Genomic DNA, 23,267 nt, shown 5'->3' with positions numbered 1-23,267 from the left:
TGTTATGGGTAAGAATGTCGTAGTCCTGGGCACCCAATGGGGTGATGAGGGCAAAGGCAAGATCGTTGATCTGCTGACCGAACATGCTGCTGCGGTGGTGCGCTATCAAGGCGGCCACAACGCCGGTCATACGCTGGTCATCGACGGCGAGAAAACCGTCCTGCACCTGATCCCTTCGGGCGTGCTGCGCGAGGGCGTCCAGTGCCTGATCGGCAACGGTGTGGTAGTTGCACCCGACGCTCTGATGCGCGAGATCACCAAGCTCGAGGACAAAGGCGTACCGGTGCGCGAGCGCTTGCGTATCAGCCCGTCCTGCCCGCTGATCCTGTCTTTCCACGTGGCGCTGGATCAAGCCCGTGAAAAGGCCCGTGGCGAGCTCAAGATCGGCACCACCGGTCGCGGCATCGGCCCGGCGTATGAAGACAAGGTTGCTCGTCGCGGCCTGCGTGTGGGCGACCTGCTCAACATGCCGCGCTTCGAAGACAAGCTGCGTGAACTGGTGGATTACCACAACTTCATGCTGGTGGGTTATTACAAAGAGCCTGCCATCGAGTTTGAAAAGACTCTGGCCGAGTGCAAGGAATACGCCGAGCTGCTCAAGCCGCTGATGCTCGACGTGACTGCCGAACTGCACGACCTGCGTCGTGCCGGCAAAGACATCATGTTCGAAGGTGCCCAAGGTTCGTTGCTCGACATCGACCACGGTACCTACCCGTACGTGACCAGTTCCAACACCACCGCGGGTGGCGTTGCGACCGGCTCCGGCGTTGGTCCCATGTTCCTGGACTACATCCTGGGCATCACCAAGGCGTACACCACCCGTGTAGGTTCGGGTCCGTTCCCGACCGAGCTGTTCGATGAAGTCGGTGCGCACCTGGCCAAGCAAGGCCACGAGTTTGGCGCGACCACCGGCCGTGCTCGTCGTTGTGGCTGGTTCGACGCCGTCATCCTGCGTCGCGCTATCGATGTGAACAGCATCTCGGGCATCTGCCTGACCAAGCTGGACGTACTCGATGGTCTGGAAACCATCAATATCTGCATCGGCTATAAAGATGCGGAGGGCAAAGACGTTGCCCCCACTGACGCTGACAGCTACGTGGGCCTGCAGCCAGTGTACGAAGAAGTACCGGGCTGGAGCGAGTCGACCGTGGGTGCGAAAACCCTGGAAGAGCTGCCCGCCAACGCTCGTGCCTATATCAAGCGAGTCGAGGAGTTGATCGGCGCACCGATCGACATCATCTCGACCGGCCCGGACCGCAACGAAACCATCGTGCTGCGTCACCCGTTCGGCTGACAGCGGTTCGCGCAATACAGCAAAGGGCCCTTCGGGGCCCTTTGTCGTTCGAGCAACAGGCAAACCTTCTCGGCACGGCCTTTGCTGTGTGAGTCCTCAATCAGGCGCCATCGTCAGAATGGCGTCAATAAAAAGGGGATTCACATGTCCGCTGTCCTTTCTCTTATGCGCAGCCGTTTGCTGCGTCCGGTCTTCATCGCCCTGGGCATCGCTCTTTTGGTGCAGGTGCTGGCCGCCATTGCGCTGACCCGAAGCACGGTCACCGCGCTGGAAGCGGATCTGGATCGTCGCATGGCTCAGGACAGCCAACGGCTGACGGGCGAGCTGCAAAGCGCGAGCGCGGAAGTGTCTTCCGGCCTCGAGAGCCTTTCGGGCAATACTCGCCAGCGCCTGAGTGCCGGTTTGTCGGCGCGTTTGAGCGGCGAGCAGGCGCAGATCCGCGCCACGCTGGACAAGGACCTGCAAGAATCGGCCACCGACATGGCCGAATTGCTGGCCTCGGTCGCGCCGCGGGCAATGTGGGATAACGATGTACCGACGCTTTCCGAGTTCGCCCGCCGTGCCCAGCGCAACCCCAACGTGCTGTTCGTGATCTACAACGACGCCCAGGGCGAGCACTTGACCCGTTACTTGAACCGCGACAACCCCATCAACCAGGCGCTGTTGGCCAAGGGTGCCGGTGAGCGAGCTCTGGACAAGGTGCTCAATGCGGCCAAGACAGACCCGGCGGTGATCTATGTCGAGGCCTCGATCAACCCCAATGGCGCAGAGATCGGCCGGGTACTGATGGCTGTCTCGCGCACCGGTGTAGAGGCCGAGGTGGCCGAACTGGACAAGCGCTTCGCGGCATTGATTGCCAGTGCGGGGCAGTTGGTGGGCGAGAGCCTGCAAGGCGCCTCGGCCGAAAGTGCCAAGGCGCTGCAGGCGCGTCTGCAGTCGGCGGAATCGGCGGCGGCGACCATGCAGGCCAATACCCACAACACGGTGCAGGCCGCTGCGGCGCAGTTGCGCTGGCGCATCGGGCTGTGTCTGGCCCTGGTCGGCATGGTCATGCTGGTGGTGCTGGCCGCGGTACTGGGGCGGCGCGTGGTGCATCGTCTGCGTCTGCTGGTCGGTGCGCTGGATGATCTGGCCGCAGGCGAGGGTGATCTGACCAAACGCGTCGCTATCCACAGCCGTGACGAGATCGGCGACATGGCGGCGGCGGTCAATCGTTTCGTCGACAAGCTGCAGCCTATCGTTCGCGAGGCGGGTGAGGTGGCGCACAAGACCGGTATCGAGATCGGCAGCATGGCCCAACGCAACGCTGGTGCCGATGATGCCGCTCGACTGCAGCGCGATGAAGTAGCGCAGAGCCTGCACGACTTGTCGCAGATGGCCGATGAGGCTCAGGCCGAGAGCCAGGCGATGCAGTCGGCCTTGCAGCAGGTGGCGCAGATTCGCAAGGCCACCGACGACAATACTCGTGCCTCGCAACAGGTCGGGGGGTTGATCGAGGCGTTGGCTAGCCAGGTGCAGAGCGGCTCAAAGGTGATCGAGCGCCTGGCCGAGCAGAGCCAGCAGATCGAGGTGGTGTTGACGGTGATCCACGGGATCGCCGAGCAGACCAATCTGCTGGCGCTCAATGCCGCCATTGAGGCGGCGCGGGCCGGTGAGACCGGGCGCGGTTTCGCCGTGGTCGCCGACGAGGTGCGTGCGCTGGCAAGCAAGACGCAGAGTTCGACCGGCGATATCCAGGCCCACATCGGCGCTTTGCAGGCCGGTGCGCGGGAAGCGGTGGCGGCTATCGGTCAGGCCGGACGACAGGCGGACGAAGGCCTGGCAGTGCTGCGCGACAGTGCGCGGCTGCAGCAGGCCGTTCAGGCTTCGGTGGAACAGGTGCACTCGGCGATCGGCCTGGCAACCCAGGCGGCCGAACAGCAGGCGCGAGGCGCGCAGGCGGTGAAGGGCAGGGTGCAGGTGATCCACGCCCAGGCAGAGAAAGCAGCGTTCGCCGTACAGCAGACCACGGCCAGCAGCCGGGAACTGGACAAGCTCGCTGCCCAGCTCAAAGCCAGCCTGGGCCAATTCCGCGCCTGAAGCCGCGCTGCGGTCTGCCTGACGAACCGCGGTGCCTTTTCGCGGCCACGGACCGCTCCTACAGGATTGCGTGGCATCAGCGGTCATCGGCCGCGAAGGGCGCGCCGCGGTTCTTGCTGACGAACCGCGGTGCCCGTTTCGCGGCCACGGACCGCTCCTGCAGGATTGCGTGGCTTCACTCTGTGCGGTTCAGGTACATGCGGGTGGTGAGCAGGTACACCGGGACGCCGGAAATCAGGATCAGCAGTGCCGCGTAGGGCGCGGCGGCGGCGAACTCCATGTTCGAGGTGTGCGACCACACCTCGGTCGCCAAAGTCGTCATGCCAGTTGGGGCCAACACCAGCGTGGCGGTCAGTTCTTTCATGCCATCGAGGAACACCAGCGCGAATGCCGCCGCCATTGCCGGGAAGATGATCGGGAGAGTCACCCGGCAGAACGCGGTGAACGGCGTGGCGCCCAGGGTACGTGCCGCTTCTTCGAGCGCAGGCGCGGCCTTGTTCAGGGCAGTACGCACCGGCGCCTGCGCCAGGGGCAGAAACAGCAGCGCGTAGGCCAGCAACAGTAGCCCTGTGGTCTGGTACATCGCCGGAACGTAGTGCAGGGCGAAATACACCAGCGTCAAGGCGATCACCAGCCCCGGTAGCGCATGCAGCAGATAGGGCAGGCGTTCTGCCCAGATGGCCAGGCGGCCCCGGTGGCGCACCACCAACAGCCCCACGGGCAATGCCAGCGCCAGGCACAGCGCGGCGCCGCCCAGGGCCAATGCCAACGAGGTCAACAGCGCCTCGCCGATGGCCGCCACGGGAAAGGCCGCCGACGAGCCCTTCACCAGCCAATAGCCGAGCATGGCCAGTGGCACCCCACTGCCAACGACCACCAGCAGCAGGCAATACAACTGCGCCAACACCCGCCAGGCGCCGAGCCGCAAAGGGGTTGCACGCCGGGCAGCGCCCTGGCCGGTGCGAATGTGACGCGCGTTGCCACGCACCTTCAGCTCCAGCCACAGCAGCAATAGGCACAGAACCAGCAGCAGTGCCGACAGCATCGCCGCATTGGTGTTGCTGAATTCCAGTTCGAACTGTTGATAGATCGCTGTGGTGAAGGTCTGCAGCCCCAGGATCGACAGGGCGCCGAACTCCACCAGCATGTGCAGCGCGATCAGCAGCGCCCCACCCAGTACCGCCGGCCACAGCAGCGGCAGGGTGACCTTGAAGAACACCCCCGTGCGGTTCTGCCCCAGCGTGCGCGCCGATTCCTCCAGAGAGGTGTCCAGATTGCGCAGCGTTGCGGCAACCGGCAGAAACACCAGCGGGTATTTCGACAGGGTCATCACCAGAATCGCGCCGCCCAATCCTTCGAATCGTGGGCTGAGCGAAACCCAGGTAAAGCCGCTGACGAAGGCAGGTACCGCGAACGGCAAGCAGAGGATCACGCCCCAGAGACGTCGGCCGGCCAGGTCGCTGCGTTCGAGCAACCAGGCCAGGCTCACGCCGATGACCACGCAGGCCGCCGTCACCCCGGCCATCAACATCAGGGTGTTGCCCAGCAAGCGCAGCACGTAAGGGCGCCACAACAGCCTGATGGCTTCGTGGAGGCCCGCTTGCCACGCCTTCAGGCCAACGTAGAGCAGGGGCAGCAGGCTCAGCCCGACCAGCAGCAGGACGGGTACGAGCACCCAGATCGAGGGGCGCTTGCGCCGCCCCGCAGGCACGACGAGAGATGTGGTCAATTCAGGCCGACGTCCCGTTCCAGGTCCAGCGCGTCCTCGGCATTGCCGATGTCTGCCGGAGTGATGGCCGGTGCCTGCAGCTCGTCGAACGGCTTCAGGCCGCGGTCCGAGACCATGCCTTTGTGCAGTGGGTACTCGGCAGTGGTCTGGGTGATGACGCGCTGGCCTTCCTCGCTGGCCATGTAGGCGAGCAGCGCCTGGGCTTCCCGCGGGTGCTTGCTGGACTTGAGAACGGCAGCGGAAGAAATGGTGATCAGGCCGCCGGCGTCGCCATTGCTGAAGTAATGCAGTTTGGAGTCGAGCTGGCCTTTCTCGCGCTGGAGTGCGAACCAGTAGTAGTTGTTTACCAGAACAGTGGCGATTTCACCGTTCTCCACCGCCTTGAGGGCGACCATGTTGTTGGTGTAGGTCTTGCCGAAGGCGCGCAGGCCGGTCAGCCATTCCTCGGCGGCCTCGCGACCGTGCAGCTTGATGATGGCCACGGCCTGCTCCTGGAAGGCTCCGCTGGTGGGCACGAAGCCGACCTTGCCCTGCCACTGCGGCTCGGCGAACTCTAGCACCGTTTCAGGCAGGTCTTTTTCGTCGATCAGCTTCGGGTTGTAGGCCACCACCCGTACGCGAGCGGTCACGCCCATCCACGAACCGTCCTTGGCGACGTATTCGGGCGGCAGCATGCTCAGGGTGCTGCCGTCGATTTTGGCCAGAAAGCCTTTCTCGCCCAGATTGTTCAGAGGAGGTGATTCTTCGGTGTAGATGAGATCCGCCGGAGAGCGCTGGCCTTCTTCCATTACCTGGCTGGCCAATTGATTGCTGCTGCCCTTGCGGACATTGACATGAATCCCGGTCTTGGCCTCGTAGGCCTGCGCGATGGCCTCGCCTATTTCCTTGTGCTGGCCATTGTAGAGGGTCAGTTCGACCTTGTCGGCGGCCAGGGCCAACTGGGCGGCCAGTGCCGTGCCCAGCAGGCAGGCGGCCAGGGTGCGAAAAAGGGACCGGAGGGTTGGTGTGGGCATGGGGCAACTTCCTTACGGCAGGGCAGCGGAATCTTGAAACAATTGTAAACGATATAGGTTCTCAGGTGGCCTTTCGGATCCACGCAAGGCTTATCCCTGGGAGCGGTCATCGGCCGGGAAGGGCGCCCTGGGGTGTGTCAGGAAGACCGCGTCGCCTGTTTCGCGGCCACGGACCGCTCCTACGGGAGCGCGCGTATGCAGACCTATCGTAGGAGCGGTCATCGGCCGCGAAGGGCGCGGCGAGGTGTGTCTGATATACCGATGCGCTCTTTCGCGGTCACGGACTGCCCCTACGGGAGAATGGTGGGGAGATTTTGGGGTGCCGGAAACGCAAAAACCCGCTTTCGCGGGTTCTTGTGAAGAATTGGTGCCCAGAAGAAGACTCGAACTTCCACGACCGTAAGGTCACCAGCACCTGAAGCTGGCGTGTCTACCAATTTCACCATCTGGGCAGCATCAGCAGCGTTGCACGCCGTTGATGGGGCGCACTATACGACCGCCCTTTTGATCTGTAAACCCCTGTTTTGATTTTGTTAATTCAAAACATCCAACTGCCTGAAAAAGCCCTGAAACGCAAAAACCCGCTTTCGCGGGCTTTTGTGAGTGGCACAAGATTGATGTAATCTCGTGTCCTGAATTGGTGCCCAGAAGAAGACTCGAACTTCCACGACCGTAAGGTCACCAGCACCTGAAGCTGGCGTGTCTACCAATTTCACCATCTGGGCAGCATCTGCAACGCTGTGCGTTGTCGATGGCGCGCACTATACGGAGCGCTCTTTACGCTGTAAACCCCTGTGGCGAGAAAAATCGACTAAAATTCCCCAGTGGCGTCCCGGACACTGTTTTCGACCTCGGGGCAGGGCTTTTAACTGGCAGGCAGCGCCTGAAATTTCCCGTTTCAATACGCGTATGCCAAACTAACGCCTATATAGACAAGGTGAATTCTCTCTAATGGCCGATTGGCAGACCCTCGATCCCGAGGCCGCTCGTGAAGCGGAAAAATACGAAAACCCCATTCCCAGCCGTGAGCTGATCCTCAAGCACCTCGACGAGCGCGGCTCTCCCGCCAGCCGCGAGCAGCTGGTGGACGAGTTCGGCCTCACCACCGAGGACCAGCTGGAAGCCCTGCGCCGCCGCTTGCGTGCCATGGAGCGCGATGCGCAACTGATCTACACCCGTCGTGGCACCTATGCCCCGGTGGACAAGCTGGACCTGATCGCCGGCCGCATCAGCGGTCACCGCGATGGTTTCGGCTTCCTGATCCCCGACGACGGCAGCGACGACCTGTTCATGAGCCCGGCGCAGATGCGTCTGGTGTTCGATGGCGACCGTGCCCTGGCACGGGTTTCCGGCCTCGACCGTCGCGGCCGTCGCGAAGGCGTGATCGTCGAAGTGGTGTCGCGTGCCCATGAAACCATCGTTGGCCGCTACTTCGAAGAAGGCGGCATTGGTTTCGTGACACCGGACAACCCCAAGGTGCAGCAGGAAGTGCTGATCACCCCCGGTCGCCACGGCGCCGCGAAGATCGGCCAGTTCGTCGGGGTGAAGATCACCCACTGGCCAACCGCGCGCTTCCAGCCTCAGGGTGACATCGTCGAGGTGCTGGGCAACTACATGGCGCCCGGCATGGAAATCGACGTCGCCCTGCGCACCTACGACATTCCTCATGTATGGCCCGAAGCCGTGCTCAAGGAGGCCGCCAAGCTCAAGCCGCAGGTGGAAGACAAGGACAAGGAGAAGCGCATCGACCTGCGTCATCTGCCGTTCGTGACCATCGACGGCGAAGACGCGCGCGACTTCGACGATGCCGTCTATTGCGAAGCCAAGAGCAAGCTGCGCCTGTTCAACGGCGGCTGGACCCTGTACGTCGCCATTGCCGACGTGTCCAGCTACGTGAAGCTTGGCTCGGCGCTCGATACCGAAGCCCAGGTACGTGGCAACTCGGTGTACTTCCCCGAGCGCGTGATTCCGATGCTGCCCGAGCAGCTGTCCAACGGCCTGTGTTCGCTGAACCCCCATGTCGACCGCTTGGCCATGGTCTGCGAGATGACCATCTCCAAGACCGGCGAGATGACCGACTACAGCTTCTACGAAGCCGTGATCCACTCCCATGCGCGCCTGACCTACAACAAGGTCAGTACCCTGCTCGAGCATTCGCGCAGCAGCGAAGCCAAGGCCCTGCGTGGCGAGTTCGGCGATGTGCTGCCGCATCTCAAGCAGCTGTATGCCCTGTACAAGGTGCTGCTGTCGGCGCGTCACGTGCGTGGTGCCATCGACTTCGAAACCCAGGAGACGCGCATCGTCTTCGGTTCCGAGCGCAAGATCGCCGAGATCAAGCCGACCATCCGCAACGATGCCCACAAGCTGATCGAGGAATGCATGCTGGCGGCCAACGTGGCCACTGCCGAATTCCTCAAGAAACACGAAATCCCGGCTCTGTATCGCGTCCACGACGGTCCGCCGCCGGAGCGTCTGGAAAAGCTGCGTGCCTTCCTCGGCGAGCTAGGCCTGTCGCTGAACAAGGGCAAGGACGGTCCGTCGCCCAAGGATTACCGTGCACTGCTGGAAACCATCCAGGGTCGCCCGGATTTCCACGTGATCCAGACCGTCATGCTGCGTTCGTTGAGCCAGGCGGTGTACAGCGCCGACAACCATGGTCACTTCGGCCTGAACTACGAGGCGTACACCCACTTCACCTCGCCGATCCGCCGCTACCCCGACCTGCTCACGCACCGGGCGATCCGCAGCGTGATCCACTCCAAGCAGGACACCCCGCACGTCAAGCGCGCCGGTGCCCCGACCATTCCCAAGGCGCGCATCTATCCGTACGACGAAGCGGCGCTGGAACAGTTGGGCGAAGAGTGTTCGATGAGCGAGCGCCGTGCCGACGAAGCCACTCGTGACGTGGTCAATTGGCTCAAGTGCGAGTTCATGAAGGACCGCGTGGGCGAAACCTTCCCTGGCGTGATCACCGCCGTGACCGGTTTCGGCCTGTTCGTCGAGCTGACCGATATCTTCGTCGAAGGCCTGGTGCACGTCACCGCGCTGCCGGGCGACTACTACCATTTCGACCCGATCCACCATCGTCTGGCCGGCGAGCGCACCGGGCGCAATTTCCGCCTTGGCGACACGGTCGAGGTGCAGGTCATGCGGGTCGACCTGGACGAGCGCAAGATCGATTTCGGTATCGGCGAAGCAACGCTGAACCAGCCGATCGGGCGCAAGAACCGCAAGGCCGACGCGCCGGCCGGCAAGCCCAAGAGCTACCCGACCACGCCGGCGGTCGAAAAGACCGCCGCCGAGAAGCCGGCCGCCGCTGCCGCCAAGCGCAGCGCTGCCCCGAGCAAGGCGCGCAAGGCCGACAGCGAAGAGGTCTATCGGGCATCCGATGCCGCCGCGCAGAACGCCGAGGTGCGCAAGAGCCGTGAAATGAAGAAGGCCCTGCTTGCCGATGCAGCCAAGGGCGGCTCGGCCAAGGCTTACGGCAGCCGCAACGGCGGTACTGGCAGCACGGGCGCCGGAGGCGATGCCAAGGCGACCAAGCACCGCAAGGGTCCATCGAAATCGGGCAGCCGCAAACCCAAGGCCAAGTCATGAGTCAGCTGGAAAAAATCTACGGCGTGCACGCGGTGGAGGCGCTGTTGCGCCATCATCCCAAGCGGGTCAAGCAGATCTGGCTGTCCGAGGGGCGCAGTGAGCCGCGGGTACAGACCCTGGTCGACCTCGCCACGCAGAATCGTGTGGCGGTTGGCCAGGCCGAGCGGCGTGAGCTGGATGCCTGGGTCGAAGGCGTGCACCAAGGGGTAGTGGCGGAGGTCAGCCCGAGTCAGGTGTGGGGCGAGGCGATGCTCGACGAGCTGCTGGATCGCACCGAGGGCCCGCCGTTGCTGCTGGTTCTGGATGGCGTGACCGATCCGCACAATCTGGGTGCTTGCCTGCGTACCGCCGATGCGGCCGGTGCGCTGGCGGTGATCGTGCCCAAGGACAAATCGGCCACCCTCACTCCTGCCGTGCGCAAGGTGGCGTGTGGCGCAGCGGAAGTGATTCCGCTGGTGGCTGTGACCAACCTGGCCCGTACCCTGGAAAAACTCCAGCAGCGTGGCCTGTGGGTCGTGGGTACCGCCGGCGAGGCGGACAACGAGATCTACCAGCAGGACATGACCGGGCCCACCATCCTGATCATGGGCGCCGAAGGCAAGGGCATGCGTCGCCTGACGCGCGAGCACTGCGACTACCTGGTCAAGCTGCCGATGGCGGGCAGCGTGAGCAGCCTGAACGTGTCGGTGGCGACCGGTATCTGTCTGTTCGAAGCGGTTCGTCAGCGTAACGCCAAGAAGAAATGATCCACCCGGGCCAACCCCTCCGCGAGCCCTCTGCCCGCGAAGGGGTTGGCCGCGACACCGCCATCGCTGTACAAATATTCACCAATCCCCTTGCTTCCCCCCAACCCCTTCTCTACAATTGCGCCCCTTGCCGTGATGGCTGGTGCACTCGTGCGCCTCTATCCAAAAGCCACAAGGCAAGACACACAGTGTCATTCACTCCTTGTCTGACCGCTCTGGCGGCAGGCTACAACCCGTAAGGAGCATTCATGCGTCATTACGAAATCATCTTTCTGGTCCACCCGGATCAGAGCGAGCAAGTCGGCGGCATGGTTGAGCGTTACACCAAGCTGATCGAAGAAGACGGCGGCAAGATCCACCGTCTGGAAGATTGGGGCCGTCGTCAACTGGCCTACGCCATCAACAACGTTCACAAGGCTCACTACGTGATGCTGAACGTTGAGTGCACCGGCAAGGCCCTGGCCGAGCTGGAAGACAACTTCCGCTACAACGATGCCGTGATCCGTAACCTTGTCATCCGTCGCGACGAAGCCGTCACCGACCAGTCCGAGATGCTCAAGGCAGAAGAAAACCGCAGCGAGCGCCGTGAGCGTCGTGACCGTCCTGAGCACTCTGACAGCGCCGATGGCGATGACAGCGACAACAGCGACAACAGCGACGCCAGCGATAACGCTGACGAGTAATCCACGGACCTTTTGAGGAGCCCATTACATGGCACGTTTCTTCCGTCGTCGTAAATTTTGCCGCTTCACCGCTGAAGATGTGAAGGAGATCGATTACAAGGATCTCAACACTCTGAAAGCCTACGTATCCGAAACCGGCAAGATCGTTCCAAGCCGTATCACCGGTACCAAGGCTCGTTATCAGCGTCAGCTGGCCGTCGCTATCAAGCGCGCCCGCTTCCTGGCCCTGCTGGCCTACACCGACAGCCACGGCCGCTGAGACCGGGTTGTCGATACGCAGTAAAAGGATAGATACGCATGCGTGCCCTGGCTGATTTCATCATGCGCGGTCGCATGCAGGCCACTCTGGTAGTGGTCGGATGCGCGGCATTGCCGCTGTTGTTCTGGTTGAGTGCTGCCGCAGCGTGCCTGGTGTACCTGCGGCGCGGCATGAGTGACGCCATTGGCGTCCTCATCTGGGCTCTGCTGCCGGCTTTGGCCTGGTGGTACTTCGGTGAACCGCGCACCTTGATGGTGTTGCTGGGCGCACTGGGGCTCGCGGCGCTGTTGCGCGCGGGGTGGGCCTGGAATCGCGTGCTGCTGGCCAGCATAGCGCTGGGGCTGGTGTACGGAGTGTTGTTGGGCGTGGTGTTTCGCGAACCCATCGAAGCGTTGGCGCAGGCGTTGAACGAACGCCTGCCGCAGATGCTCGGTGGTCTCTACCAGCAGATGTCGGTAGAGGAGCGGGCCAGCCTTGGCAGCCTCATTGCGCCGGTACTCAATGGCCTGATAGCGGCCTTGTTGCAAGTCGTCAGCGTGGCAGCCCTGATGCTGGGGCGTTACTGGCAGGCGGCGTTGTACAACCCGGGTGGTTTTGGCAGCGAGTTTCGCGCCATTCGCATTCCACTCTGGCCGGCGGTATTGCTGCTGGCGTGCATGCTCATCGGTCCGAACTTCGGACCTCAGATGGCCATGTTGACGCCGCTGTGCAGCGTACCGCTGGTGTTCGCCGGGCTGGCCCTGATGCATGGGCTGGTCAAGGCGGGCAAGCTGGGCAGGTTCTGGCTCGTGGGGATGTACGTCACGCTCGTGCTGTTTATGCAGCTGATCTATCCGTTGCTCGTGGTCCTGGCCATTGTCGACAGCCTGATTGATTTTCGCGGTCGAATCGGGCCGAAAGGCACCGATAGCGATTCCGCGAACGGTGAAGGTTAAAAGTTAAGAGGTTTATACCAAATGGAACTGATCCTGCTGGAAAAAGTCGCCAACCTGGGCAACCTGGGCGATAAGGTAAATGTTAAGGCCGGCTACGGTCGTAACTTCCTGCTGCCATTCGGCAAGGCTACCGCTGCGACCGCTGCCAACCTGGCTGCGTTCGAAGAGCGTCGCGCCGAGCTGGAAAAAGCAGCTGCCGACAAGAAGGCTTCGGCCGAAACGCGTGCTGCCCAACTGGCCGAGCTGGAAGTGACCATCACTGCCACCGCTGGCGACGAAGGCAAGCTGTTCGGTTCGATCGGCACCCACGACATCGCTGACGCCCTGACCGCCTCCGGCGTCGAAGTGGCCAAGTCTGAAGTGCGTCTGCCGAACGGCACCATCCGTAACGTTGGCGAATACGACGTAGCCGTGCACCTGCACAGCGACGTTGAAGCTACCGTACGCGTTGTCGTAGTAGCTGCATAAGTCGGCTGGCACCTCTGGTGCCAGGCGGTTTAACATCGGGCACGACCTGTTCACAGGTCGTGCCTTTTGTTTTTGTGAAGAAGCTGTTTTCTGCAACCCGAATTTCAAGTGGCCATGAACGAGATATCCGCTCCCGAGCAATACGATCTGCAAACCGCTGCCCTCAAGGTGCCGCCGCATTCCGTCGAGGCCGAACAGGCCGTGCTCGGTGGGTTGATGCTGGACAACAACGCCTGGGAACGTGTGCTCGATCAGGTTTCGGACGGCGATTTCTATCGTCATGACCACCGGCTGATCTTCCGCGCCATCGCCAAGCTGGCCGATCAGAACACGCCTTTCGACGTGGTCACCCTGCACGAACAGCTCGACAAGGAAGGCCAGGGCACTCAGGTCGGTGGCCTGGGTTACCTGGGCGAGCTGGCGAAGAACACCCCGTCGGTGGCCAACATCAAGGCCTACGCGCAGATCGTTCGCGAGCGTGCCACCCTGCGCCAGTTGATCAGCATCAGCAGCGAGATCGCCGACAGTGCGTTCAATCCGCAGGGGCGCAATGCTGCCGAGATTCTCGACGAGGCCGAACGGCAGATTTTCCAGATCGCCGAGGCGCGGCCCAAGACCGGTGGCCCGGTCAGTGTCAACGACCTGCTGACCAAGGCCATCGATCGCATCGACACCCTGTTCAATACCGATGCGGCCATCACCGGCCTGTCCACCGGCTACACCGATCTGGACGAGAAGACCAGCGGCCTGCAGCCGGCCGACCTGATCATCGTCGCCGGCCGTCCGTCCATGGGCAAGACCACCTTTGCCATGAACCTGGTGGAAAACGCCGTACTGCGCAGCGAGAAAGCCGTGCTGGTGTACTCGCTGGAGATGCCAGGCGATTCGCTGATCATGCGTATGCTTTCCTCGCTGGGACGTATCGATCAGACCAAGGTGCGCTCGGGTCGGCTGGACGACGACGATTGGCCGCGCCTGACCTCGGCGGTCAACCTGCTCAACGATCGCAAGCTGTTCATCGACGATACGGCCGGAATCAGTCCGTCGGAGATGCGTGCGCGTACGCGTCGCCTGGTGCGCGAGCACGGCGAGATCGGCCTGATCATGATCGACTACCTGCAGTTGATGCAGATCCCCGGTTCCAGCGGCGACAACCGTACCAACGAGATCTCCGAGATCTCTCGCTCGCTGAAGGCGCTGGCCAAGGAGTTCAATTGCCCGGTGGTGGCGCTGTCGCAGCTCAACCGCTCGCTCGAGCAACGCCCGAACAAGCGCCCGGTGAACTCCGACCTGCGAGAATCCGGCGCCATCGAGCAGGATGCCGACGTGATCATGTTCGTCTATCGCGACGAGGTGTATCACCCGGACACCGAGCACAAGGGCATTGCCGAGATCATCATCGGCAAGCAGCGTAACGGTCCGATCGGTTTCATCCGCCTGGCCTTCATCGGCAAGTACACCCGCTTCGAGAACCTCGCTCCGGGTAGCTACAACTTCGACGACGACGAGTAAATGCGCTGTTCGGATTTCCCGTTGGAGCGGTCCATGGCCGCGAATGAGCGGTGCGGTTGGGTCAGGTACACCGCGTTGGGGCTTTCGCGGCCGCTGACCGCTCCTACAGCAGGGATCCAGGTTCAACGAGCTCTGCAGGCGGAAAATTCGCCAGCCATTTCCGACTAAAGCCATCGGAATTGGTTATTTTTTGTGCTATATTCCGCGCCCGCGATTTTTCATACGGTCATCGACATGCAAGCAGCCAAGCCGCTTTTTGACTATCCCAAATACTGGGCCGAATGCTTCGGCCCAGCGCCTTTCCTGCCTATGAGCAGGGAGGAGATGGATCAGCTTGGCTGGGATTCCTGCGACATCATCATCGTCACCGGTGATGCCTATGTCGACCATCCGTCGTTCGGCATGGCCATCATCGGCCGGCTGTTGGAAGCCCAGGGGTTTCGCGTGGGCATCATTGCCCAGCCGAACTGGCAGTCCAAGGACGACTTCATGAAGCTGGGCGAGCCTAACCTGTTCTTCGGTGTCGCGGCCGGCAACATGGATTCGATGATCAACCGCTATACCGCCGACAAGAAGGTGCGTTCCGACGACGCCTACACGCCCGGCGGCCAGGCCGGCTCGCGGCCAGACCGCGCCAGCCTGGTGTACAGCCAGCGATGCAAGGAAGCCTACAAGCATGTGCCGATCGTGCTGGGCGGCATCGAAGCATCGCTGCGCCGCATCGCGCACTACGACTACTGGCAGGACAAGGTTCGTCATTCGATCCTGATCGACGCCTGCGCCGATATCCTGCTGTACGGCAACGCCGAGCGCGCCATCGTCGAAGTGGCCCAGCGCCTGTCGTACGGTCAGAAGGTCGAAGAGATCACTGACATTCGCGGCACCGCGTTCATTCGCCGCGATACGCCCAAGGACTGGTACGAGGTCGACTCGACCCGTATCGATCGGCCAGGCAAGGTCGACAAGATCATCAACCCGTACGTCAACACTCAGGACACCCAGGCCTGCGCCATCGAGCAGGAGAAAGGCAACGTCGAAGACCCGAACGAAGCCAAGGTCGTGCAGATCCTGGCCAGCCCGCGGATGACGCGGGACAAGACGGTGATTCGCCTGCCTTCCTTCGAGAAGGTGCGCGGCGATGCCGTGCTGTACGCCCACGCCAACCGCGTGCTGCACCTGGAAACCAACCCAGGCAATGCCCGTGCCTTGGTGCAGCGGCATGGCGAAGTGGACGTGTGGTTCAACCCGCCGCCCATTCCCATGACCACCGAGGAAATGGACTACGTGTTCGGCATGCCCTATGCCCGGGTTCCGCACCCGGCGTACGGCAACCAGAAAATCCCGGCCTACGACATGATTCGTTTCTCGGTGAACATCATGCGCGGCTGTTTCGGTGGCTGCACCTTCTGCTCGATCACCGAGCACGAGGGGCGGATCATCCAGAACCGTTCCGAAGAGTCGATCATTCGCGAGATCGAAGAGATCCGCGACAAGGTGCCAGGTTTTACCGGAGTGATCTCCGACCTTGGCGGGCCGACCGCCAACATGTACCGCATCGCCTGCAAGAGCCCGGAAATCGAATCCGCGTGCCGCAAGCCGTCGTGCGTGTTCCCGGGGATCTGCCCGAACCTCAACACCGACCACTCGTCGCTGATCCAGCTGTACCGCAGCGCGCGGGCACTGCCGGGCGTGAAGAAGATCCTCATTGCCTCGGGCCTGCGCTACGACCTGGCGGTGGAGTCCCCCGAGTACGTCAAGGAGCTGGTGACGCACCACGTCGGCGGCTACCTCAAGATCGCCCCGGAGCATACCGAGGAAGGTCCGCTGAATCAGATGATGAAGCCGGGTATCGGCTCGTACGACAAATTCAAGCGCATGTTCGAGAAATTCTCGAAAGAAGCGGGCAAGGAGCAGTACCTGATCCCGTACTTCATCGCCGCCCACCCCGGCACCACCGATGAAGACATGATGAACCTGGCGCTGTGGCTCAAGGGCAACGGTTTCCGTGCCGACCAGGTGCAGGCGTTCTACCCCTCGCCGATGGCTTCGGCCACCGCGATGTACCACTCGGGCAAGAACCCGCTGCGCAAGGTCACCTACAAGAGCGACAACCTGACCATCGTCAAGAGCGAGGAACAGCGTCGCCTGCACAAGGCATTCCTGCGCTATCACGACCCCAAGGGCTGGCCGATGCTGCGCGAGGCACTGGAACGCATGGGCCGTGCCGACCTGATCGGTCCGGGGAAACACCAGCTGATTCCGTTGCATCAGCCGGCTACCGACACCTATCAGAGTGCGCGACGCAAGAATTCCACCCCGGCCGGCAGCCACAAGGTGGCCAAGGAAACCCGCATCCTGACCCAGCACACCGGCTTGCCGCCGCGTGCCAGCGACGGTTCCAAGCCGTGGGACAAGCGCGAGCAGGCCAAGGCTGCCGCCGAGGCGCGCAGCAAGCAGGCCGCCAAGGATCGCCAGCAGGCTGCCAAGCCCGGCAAGGGCAAGGGCAAGCCGACCCGCCAGCCGGTCCTGCCGCGCTGATGCACGTTGCGCTGCCGTGAGCGCGATGGCTTACGGCTCGGTGTGACCGTCAGGCTCGGTGTCGTTCGACTTCGGCTGCGCCCGTCGCGGTGGGCGGGCGGCGATGGCGTCGTGGGCTGGGTTGTCGGTCGTGTCCAGCACTCCGTCTCTGGTCGCACTGCGGATGGCGTCGATCAGTGCCTGGGTGGGGCGCAACGACGTCTTGCGCTGTCTTGAAGGCTGCGCGGTGAGCAGGGCTTGCGCAGCGGTGTCTTGGTCGGTTGGCATGGGAATATCTCCTGATTGAATGAGCGCCCACATTAAGGTGAGCGCCTCCTGCCTGGGCAATACAGGTTTATCGCACCACGATGCGTCCAATGTATGCGACGCTGGCACACGCCGAACGAGGGCAACCGTTCGATCGGATGTCCCGCTTCGCAGTGCAGTGGCTGAACCCTCCACATGGCATAAGTCTTGCGCCGTGCACTTACCTTCCAGGCTCGCAGGAGGCACGTCGTGTCGATTCATGTCGCACTGAACCATGTCACCCATTATCGCTACGACCGCGCCGTCGATGTCGGCCCTCAAGTGGTGCGCCTGCGCCCCGCGCCGCACAGCCGCACGCGGGTGCTTTCCTATGCCTTGAAAGTGTCGCCAGCGCAGCACTTCATCAATTGGCAGCAGGACCCACAGGGCAACTACCTGGCCCGCCTGGTGTTTCCGGAGAAGGCCACCGAGCTGCGCATCGAAGTGGACCTGGTTGCCGAGATCGCGGTGTTCAATCCCTTCGATTTCTTTCTCGAACCGCATGCGCAGCAGATGCCCTTCGCATACACCGACGAAGAGCAGCATGAGCTGGCTCCCTACCTGGAAACCCTGGCCCTGACGCCCAGGTTTCAAGCGTACCTGGACGGCATCGACCGTACGCCGATCCCCAGTATCGATTTCCTGGTCAGGCTGAACCAGCAACTCAGCCATGACATTCGCTACCTGCTGCGCATGGAGCCGGGCGTGCAGACGCCCGAGCACACGCTGCTCACCGGTGCCGGTTCGTGCCGCGATTCAGCCTGGCTGCTGGTGCAGCTGATGCGCCGACTGGGGATTGCCGCGCGCTTCGTCTCCGGCTACCTGATCCAATTGGTCGCCGACGAGCAGGCCCTCGACGGTCCGTCCGGTACCGATGTCGATTTCACCGACCTGCATGCCTGGTGCGAGGTGTATTTGCCGGGCGCTGGCTGGATTGGTCTGGACGCCACGTCCGGGCTGTTTGCCGGGGAGGGCCACATTCCCCTGGCGTGCAGTCCCGAACCTTCTTCGGCGGCGCCGATCAGTGGCCGGGTGGAGCCCTGTGAGGTGACGTTTTCCCACCGGATGTCGGTGCAGCGTATCTGGCAGACGCCACGCGTCACCTGGCCGTTGAGCGAAGAGCAATGGGCGGACATGCTGGCCCTGGGGCAGCGGGTCGATGCCGATCTGCGCGCAGAGGACGTGCGCCTGTGCATCGGCAGCGAGCCGACCTTCGTGGCCATGGATGGCGCCGATGCCGCAACGTGGGAAGCTCGAAGCGACGCACCTGCCAGTGGTTTCAAGGCTACGTCGATGCCAGGCGTGTTCAAGGTCGACGTGCCGCCATCCACAAGCTGGGCGCAGTCGGTCCAGGGTGTGGATGAGCTGTACGAGCAGGCCCGGCAGGGTCGCCTGGAGGCCCAGCGATTCATGATCGACGGTCGGCAGACCGGCACCGGCGCGGGTAATCCGTTGCTGCTGGGTGGGACGACGGCGGCGGATTCGCCGTTTCTGCGCCGGCCCGACCTGCTGCGCAGTCTGATCGGCTATTGGCATGATCATCCGGCGCTGTCGTATCTGTTCAGTGGCACGGCCTGGCCGACCCCGCGGGTCGACGAAACGCGCGGCGATGCGTTGTACGAACTCGAGATCGCTCTGGCGCAATTGCCCGTTCCCGGCGTGCCGTGCCCAACAGGGCTGATCGACCGTGTGCTGCGCCATCTGTTGGTGGATATGACCGGTAACCCTGCCGGCGCGCAGTTCTGCATTGCCCGTCTGGACGGTGACGGACCAGGGGAGCGCGCGGGGCTGCTGCGCCTGCAGGGCCTGGAAATGCCACCCCATGGGCGCATGAACCTGGCTCTGCAACTGTTGCTGCGCAGCCTGGTGGCGCGCTTCTGGCGCAAGCCCTACGCACCGGCCAGGCTGACCCGCTGGGGTACACAGCTGCACGACCGCTTCATGCTGCCGTACTTCATCGAGCGCGATTTCGCCGAGGTGATCGACGATCTGAATGCACACGGCTATGCCGTGGATGCCGGATGGTTTGCCGCACAACGGGCGTTTCGCTTCCCCACGATGGGCGACTGCGTTGTAGAGGGGATTGCCGTGGAGCTGCGCCATGCCCTGGAGCCTGGCCCCGGACGAGGCAGTGCCAGTGGCGCGCCGCAGTCGCCGGACGCATCGCTGGAGCGCCTGCAGGTGCGCGTCAATGGGTTGCTGGCCGATCGTTACCGGCTGGCTGTCAATGGCCAGCCCCTGCCGCTGACCGCTACCGGTCGTGCCGGCGAGTTCGTTGCGGGAGTGCGCTACCGTGCCTGGCAGGCCGATCACGGCGATGACGTCGCCGGCCAGGCGCATGTGCCGCTGACCTTCGACATCGTCGACACCTGGACGCAGCGCTCGCTGGGTGGGTGCCAGTACCATGCGGTGCACCCCGGCGGGCGCAGCTACGACAGCCCACCGGTGAATGCCAACGAAGCCGAAAGCCGGCGTCTGGCGCGGTTCTTTCGGATCGGCCACAGTCCCGGCAGGCTGGTACTGCCAGCGCTCAAGGTGGACGATGACTTGCCGATGACCCTGGACATGCGCCGCGTTCCTCAAGGCGGGGTGTGAGCCATGGACGGTATCCGCGCACCGTGCAGGCTGCGATAATCGTTCTTCTCAACGCTGCCCCCGAGCTTCGCCATGTCTGACCTGCTCGATCGTTACTCGCTGTCCGGCGGGTCCTATCATGAAATGCTCGAACCCGATGGCGGCGTGCGCCCGCACTGGCGGCGCCTGTTCGAGCATCTGCAACGCAGTGCGCCAGGCCAGTTGTCGCAGCGCCAGGCGTCGCTGACACGGCAGATCCAGGAAAACGGCGTCACCTACAACGTCTATGCCGACCCCAAGGGGGCCGATCGGCCGTGGGAACTGGACCTGCTGCCGCACATCATTCCTGCCCACGAATGGCGCCAGGTCGCGGCGGGTATTGCCCAGCGGGCACGCTTGCTCAACGCCGTGCTGGCCGATATCTATGGCCCGCAAACGCTGATTGCCCAAGGGCTGCTGCCCGCCGAGCTGATCTTCGGGCACAACAACTACCTGTGGCCGTGCCAGGGCATGCAGCCGCCGCAAGGCACGTTCCTGCACCTGTATGCGGCGGACCTGGCGCGCACGCCCGATGGACGCTGGTGGGTCACCGCCGACCGGACCCAGGCGCCCTCCGGCGCAGGCTATGCGCTGGAAAACCGCATGGGCCTGTTGCGGACCTTTCCCGAGCTGTACCGCGACTTGAAAGTCGAGCACATGGCCGGCTTTTTTCGCACCGTGCAGGACACCATGAGCCGACTGGCCGCCAGCGCCAACGAGGCGCCGCTGGTGGTGCTGTTGACGCCTGGGCGGTTCAACGAAAGCTATTTCGAGCATCTGTACCTGGCACGCCAGCTCGGCTATCCGCTGGTCGAGGGCAGTGACCTGACCGTGCGCGAGGCGACCGTCTACCTGAAGACCTTGAGCGGTCTGCGCCGGGTGCACGCGATCATGCGTCGCCTGGACGACGATTTCTGCGACCCCCTGGAGTTGCGCACCGACTCTGCCCTGGGCGTGCCCGCCCTGCTCGACGCCGTGCGCCAGGGCAATGTGATGGTGGCCAATGCCTTGGGCAGCGGCGTGCTCGAATCGCCCGGGCTGCTGGGTTTTCTGCCGCGCATCTGTGAGCATCTGTTCGGCGAAACCTTGATCCTGCCGTCAATCGCCACCTGGTGGTGCGGCGAGCCGCCGGTGCTGGCCCAGGCCCTCGAGCGGCTGGACGAGCTGGTGATCAAGCCGGCCTTCCCGTCGCAGAACTTCGGCCCGGTGTTCGGTCGGGATCTGGACGCCGCCCAGCGTCAGGCGTTGACCGAACGCATTCAGGCCCGACCCTATGCCTACGTCGCTCAGGAAATGGCGCAGCTGTCCCTGGCGCCGGTGTGGCATGGCCACGGCAACCACCTGCAACCCAGGGCGATCGGCATGCGCGTGTTTGCGGTCGCCGCCGCCGACGGTTACCGGGTGTTGCCCGGCGGCTTGACCCGAGTGGCCACGGACGCCGATGCCGAAGTGGTGTCGATGCAGCACGGCGGCGCCAGCAAGGACACCTGGGTGTTGGGCGAGCACGCTCCGGTCGGCGAGCAGTGGCGGGCGCAGCGGAGCATCGGGGTCCATGACCTGGTGCGCATGGACCCCTACCTGCCTTCGCGGGTGGTGGAGAACCTGTTCTGGTTCGGCCGTTACTGCGAGCGTTGCGACGGCAGCGCACGACTGCTGCGGATCATTCTCGGCCGCTATCTGGACGGCGACGATCCTCAGGCGCTGCAGGCCGCTGTCGATCTGGCCGAGAGCCTGCACCTGTTGCCCGAGGAGGGCGACCTGCGCGAGCGCCTGCTGATGGCCCTGCGCGGTGAGGATTGGGCGTTCAGCCTGCGTGCCAACCTGCAGCGTCTGCAATGGGCGGCGTTTCAGGTGCGCGGCAAGCTGTCGCGAGAGAACTGGCAGGCGTTGGGCGAACTGCAGCGCGAGTCACTGGTGCTTGAAGTCGACGTGCCGGACCTGGGCGAGCTGCTCGACTTCCTCAATCGACTGGTGATGAACCTGGCTGCACTGTCCGGTTTTGCGCTCGACGACATGACCCGCGATGAAGGCTGGCGTTTTCTGATGATCGGGCGACGCATCGAACGCCTGCAGTTTCTCAGCAATGGCTTGTCGGCGTTTCTGGCAAGCGATGCGCTGGACGAACAGGCTGGCCTGGACTGGCTGCTCGAGTTGGGCAACAGCAGCATCACCTATCGTTCACGCTACCTGGCCGTGCCGCAGTTGATTCCGGTGCTGGACCTGCTGTTGCTCGACGCCCAGAACCCCCATGCCGTGTTGTTCCAGCTCAAGCTGGTGGCGCGGGCCGTACGCCGCCTGAGCGATGAATTCGACCTGCCGGTGGATCGCGCCCTGGAGCCACTGATCGAGCGCGTGGCGCGCTTCGATCTGGGTACCCTGGAAAACGCGCTGTTCGGTGAAGCCAGCGTGCGCGCCGTGCTCGACGGACTGCGCAGCCTGCTGGAGGATATCGCCAGTGTCAGCGTGCAGGTATCGGACCGCCTGGCGTTGCGCCATTTCGTCCATGTCGACGATGTCAGCCAGCAAACGGTGTCGGTGTGATGAGTGCGCATTACCAGATCGTTCACGACACCCGTTACTGCTACGACAGCCCAGTGTCGCTGGCCAAGCAGCTGGCTCACCTGTGGCCGAGGCCTTGCGCCTGGCAGGTGTGCCATGAGCACGCACTGCAGATCAGCCCCGAACCGACCCGGCGTACCGATGAGCTCGATGTGTTCGGCAATCCGCTGACGCGGCTGGCGTTCGAGCGCCCCCACGATGAACTCAAGGTTGGCGCGCGCCTGCATGTCGAGGTGCTGCCACGAGCGCCGGTCGTGCTTGCCCTGTCGCCGGCCTGGGAGTCGACCCGCGATGCCCTGTGCTATAGCGGCCGGCCAGTCGCCGCGCAGGTGCTGCAAGCCTGTCGCTACCGCTTCGAATCCCCCTACGTGCGCCTGAAGAAAAGCTTCGTGGCGTTTTCCGCCAGTTGCTTTCCGTCCGGCAGGCCGATGCTGCAGGGTGCCCAGGCCTTGATGCAGAAAATCTTCAGCGAGTTCACCTTCGATGCCATGGCTACCCAGGTGGCGACGCCGCTGGTCGAGGTGTTGGAGAACCGTCGGGGCGTCTGCCAGGACTTCGCCCACCTGATGCTGGCCTGCCTGCGCTCGCGCGGTTTGGCGGCACGGTACGTCAGCGGCTACCTGCTGACCCAGCCACCGCCAGGGCAGCCGCGAATGATCGGCGCGGATGCGTCGCATGCCTGGGTGTCGGTGTTCTGCCCGGTGCTGGGATGGGTCGATTTCGATCCCACCAACAACGTTCAACCGGGGCTGGAACACATCACCCTGGCATGGGGGCGTGATTTCAGCGACGTGTCGCCCTTGCGCGGAGTGATTCTGGGCGGGGGTGGGCACGATCCCGAGGTGCGCGTGACCGTTCTGCCGATGGTTTGAGCCGAATGTTTACAGCGAATGTCTGACTGCTGGCAGAGTGCTGCAGCCTGCGGCCAATCGTGAAATGATTGCCGCCGTAGCCATT

The 23,267-nt window shown here is 63.3% G+C and carries 16 protein-coding genes and 2 tRNA genes; 13 read left to right on the top strand and 5 right to left on the bottom strand.

From position 1 onward, the window contains the following. The first annotated feature begins 4 nt into the window (after positions 1–4). Positions 5–1,294: an adenylosuccinate synthase gene (locus tag IFT75_RS16550; protein ID WP_192055760.1), complete on the top strand. Its 1,290-nt coding sequence runs from the start codon at positions 5–7 to the stop codon at positions 1,292–1,294. Positions 1,295–1,438: 144 nt separating this feature from the next. Then, entirely contained in the window at positions 1,439–3,373 is a 1,935-nt protein-coding gene (locus IFT75_RS16545; RefSeq protein WP_192055758.1) for a methyl-accepting chemotaxis protein, read from the top strand. A gap of 175 nt (positions 3,374–3,548) precedes the next feature. Here the strand turns inward: IFT75_RS16545 and IFT75_RS16540 are convergent, their stop codons facing one another. The 4 genes from IFT75_RS16540 to IFT75_RS16525 all read right to left on the bottom strand — a co-directional run bounded on the left by IFT75_RS16540 (position 3,549) and on the right by IFT75_RS16525 (position 6,840). Continuing rightward, the gene (locus IFT75_RS16540) at positions 3,549–5,102 is read right to left on the bottom strand and encodes an ABC transporter permease (protein ID WP_192055756.1); all 1,554 of its coding nucleotides are present in this window, start codon (positions 5,100–5,102) and stop codon (positions 3,549–3,551) included. Then, positions 5,099–6,115 carry an extracellular solute-binding protein gene (locus IFT75_RS16535; protein ID WP_192055754.1) on the bottom strand — a complete coding sequence of 339 codons (1,017 nt, stop codon included), beginning with the start codon at positions 6,113–6,115 and terminating at the stop codon, positions 5,099–5,101. The genes IFT75_RS16540 and IFT75_RS16535 overlap by 4 nt, the downstream gene beginning before the upstream one ends. Positions 6,116–6,480: 365 nt before the next feature. Further along, positions 6,481–6,567 (bottom strand) — tRNA-Leu (locus IFT75_RS16530). A 186-nt stretch (positions 6,568–6,753) separates the two neighbouring features. Continuing rightward, positions 6,754–6,840: transfer RNA gene (locus tag IFT75_RS16525), tRNA-Leu, on the bottom strand. Positions 6,841–7,066: 226 nt separating this feature from the next. Between IFT75_RS16525 and rnr the strand changes: the two genes are divergently transcribed. From rnr to IFT75_RS16485, 8 genes are all read left to right on the top strand, one after another. After that, a complete protein-coding gene (gene rnr / locus IFT75_RS16520; RefSeq protein WP_192055752.1) occupies positions 7,067–9,712 on the top strand; it encodes a ribonuclease R in 2,646 nt (881 codons plus the stop codon). Further along, positions 9,709–10,458, top strand: a complete 750-nt coding sequence (rlmB, locus tag IFT75_RS16515) for a 23S rRNA (guanosine(2251)-2'-O)-methyltransferase RlmB (RefSeq protein WP_122480363.1) — start codon at positions 9,709–9,711, stop codon at positions 10,456–10,458. Before rnr ends, rlmB begins: the two co-directional genes overlap by 4 nt. Positions 10,459–10,706: 248 nt before the next feature. Beyond that, positions 10,707–11,141 (top strand): 30S ribosomal protein S6, encoded by a 435-nt coding sequence (rpsF, locus tag IFT75_RS16510; protein ID WP_192055751.1) that lies wholly within the window; start codon positions 10,707–10,709, stop codon positions 11,139–11,141. A gap of 28 nt (positions 11,142–11,169) precedes the next feature. Continuing rightward, a complete protein-coding gene (rpsR, locus tag IFT75_RS16505) occupies positions 11,170–11,400 on the top strand; it encodes a 30S ribosomal protein S18 (RefSeq protein ID WP_008368574.1) in 231 nt (76 codons plus the stop codon). Positions 11,401–11,438: 38 nt separating this feature from the next. Further along, positions 11,439–12,335, top strand: a complete 897-nt coding sequence (locus tag IFT75_RS16500; RefSeq protein WP_122480361.1) for a hypothetical protein — start codon at positions 11,439–11,441, stop codon at positions 12,333–12,335. Between the two features lie 21 nt (positions 12,336–12,356). Next, positions 12,357–12,803 (top strand): 50S ribosomal protein L9, encoded by a 447-nt coding sequence (gene rplI / locus IFT75_RS16495; RefSeq protein WP_122480360.1) that lies wholly within the window; start codon positions 12,357–12,359, stop codon positions 12,801–12,803. A gap of 114 nt (positions 12,804–12,917) precedes the next feature. Then, entirely contained in the window at positions 12,918–14,315 is a 1,398-nt protein-coding gene (dnaB, locus tag IFT75_RS16490; protein WP_122480359.1) for a replicative DNA helicase, read from the top strand. 234 nt (positions 14,316–14,549) lie between these two features. Further along, complete coding sequence (locus tag IFT75_RS16485; protein WP_192055748.1) at positions 14,550–16,853, top strand: YgiQ family radical SAM protein; 2,304 nt, start codon at positions 14,550–14,552, stop codon at positions 16,851–16,853. A gap of 30 nt (positions 16,854–16,883) precedes the next feature. Here IFT75_RS16485 and IFT75_RS16480 read toward each other — a convergent pair whose 3' ends face one another. Further along, on the bottom strand, positions 16,884–17,120 hold the full coding sequence (locus IFT75_RS16480) for a hypothetical protein (protein ID WP_192055747.1): 237 nt from the start codon (positions 17,118–17,120) through the stop codon (positions 16,884–16,886). 228 nt (positions 17,121–17,348) lie between these two features. Here IFT75_RS16480 and IFT75_RS16475 point away from each other — a divergent pair, with 228 nt between their 5' ends. The 3 genes from IFT75_RS16475 (at position 17,349) to IFT75_RS16465 (ending at position 23,182) form a co-directional block, all read left to right on the top strand. Further along, a complete protein-coding gene (locus IFT75_RS16475; RefSeq protein WP_192055745.1) occupies positions 17,349–19,733 on the top strand; it encodes a transglutaminase family protein in 2,385 nt (794 codons plus the stop codon). Between the two features lie 72 nt (positions 19,734–19,805). Continuing rightward, positions 19,806–22,292 (top strand): circularly permuted type 2 ATP-grasp protein, encoded by a 2,487-nt coding sequence (locus IFT75_RS16470; RefSeq protein WP_192055743.1) that lies wholly within the window; start codon positions 19,806–19,808, stop codon positions 22,290–22,292. Beyond that, positions 22,292–23,182: a transglutaminase family protein gene (locus IFT75_RS16465; RefSeq protein WP_192055742.1), complete on the top strand. Its 891-nt coding sequence runs from the start codon at positions 22,292–22,294 to the stop codon at positions 23,180–23,182. The genes IFT75_RS16470 and IFT75_RS16465 overlap by 1 nt, the downstream gene beginning before the upstream one ends. Positions 23,183–23,267: the final 85 nt, after the last annotated feature.

It is taken from the genome of Pseudomonas sp. CFBP 8758, assembly GCF_014841725.1.
Classification (GTDB): Bacteria; Pseudomonadota; Gammaproteobacteria; order Pseudomonadales; family Pseudomonadaceae; genus Aquipseudomonas; species Aquipseudomonas baltica.
This window is presented reverse-complemented; position numbering and strand designations above follow the sequence as displayed.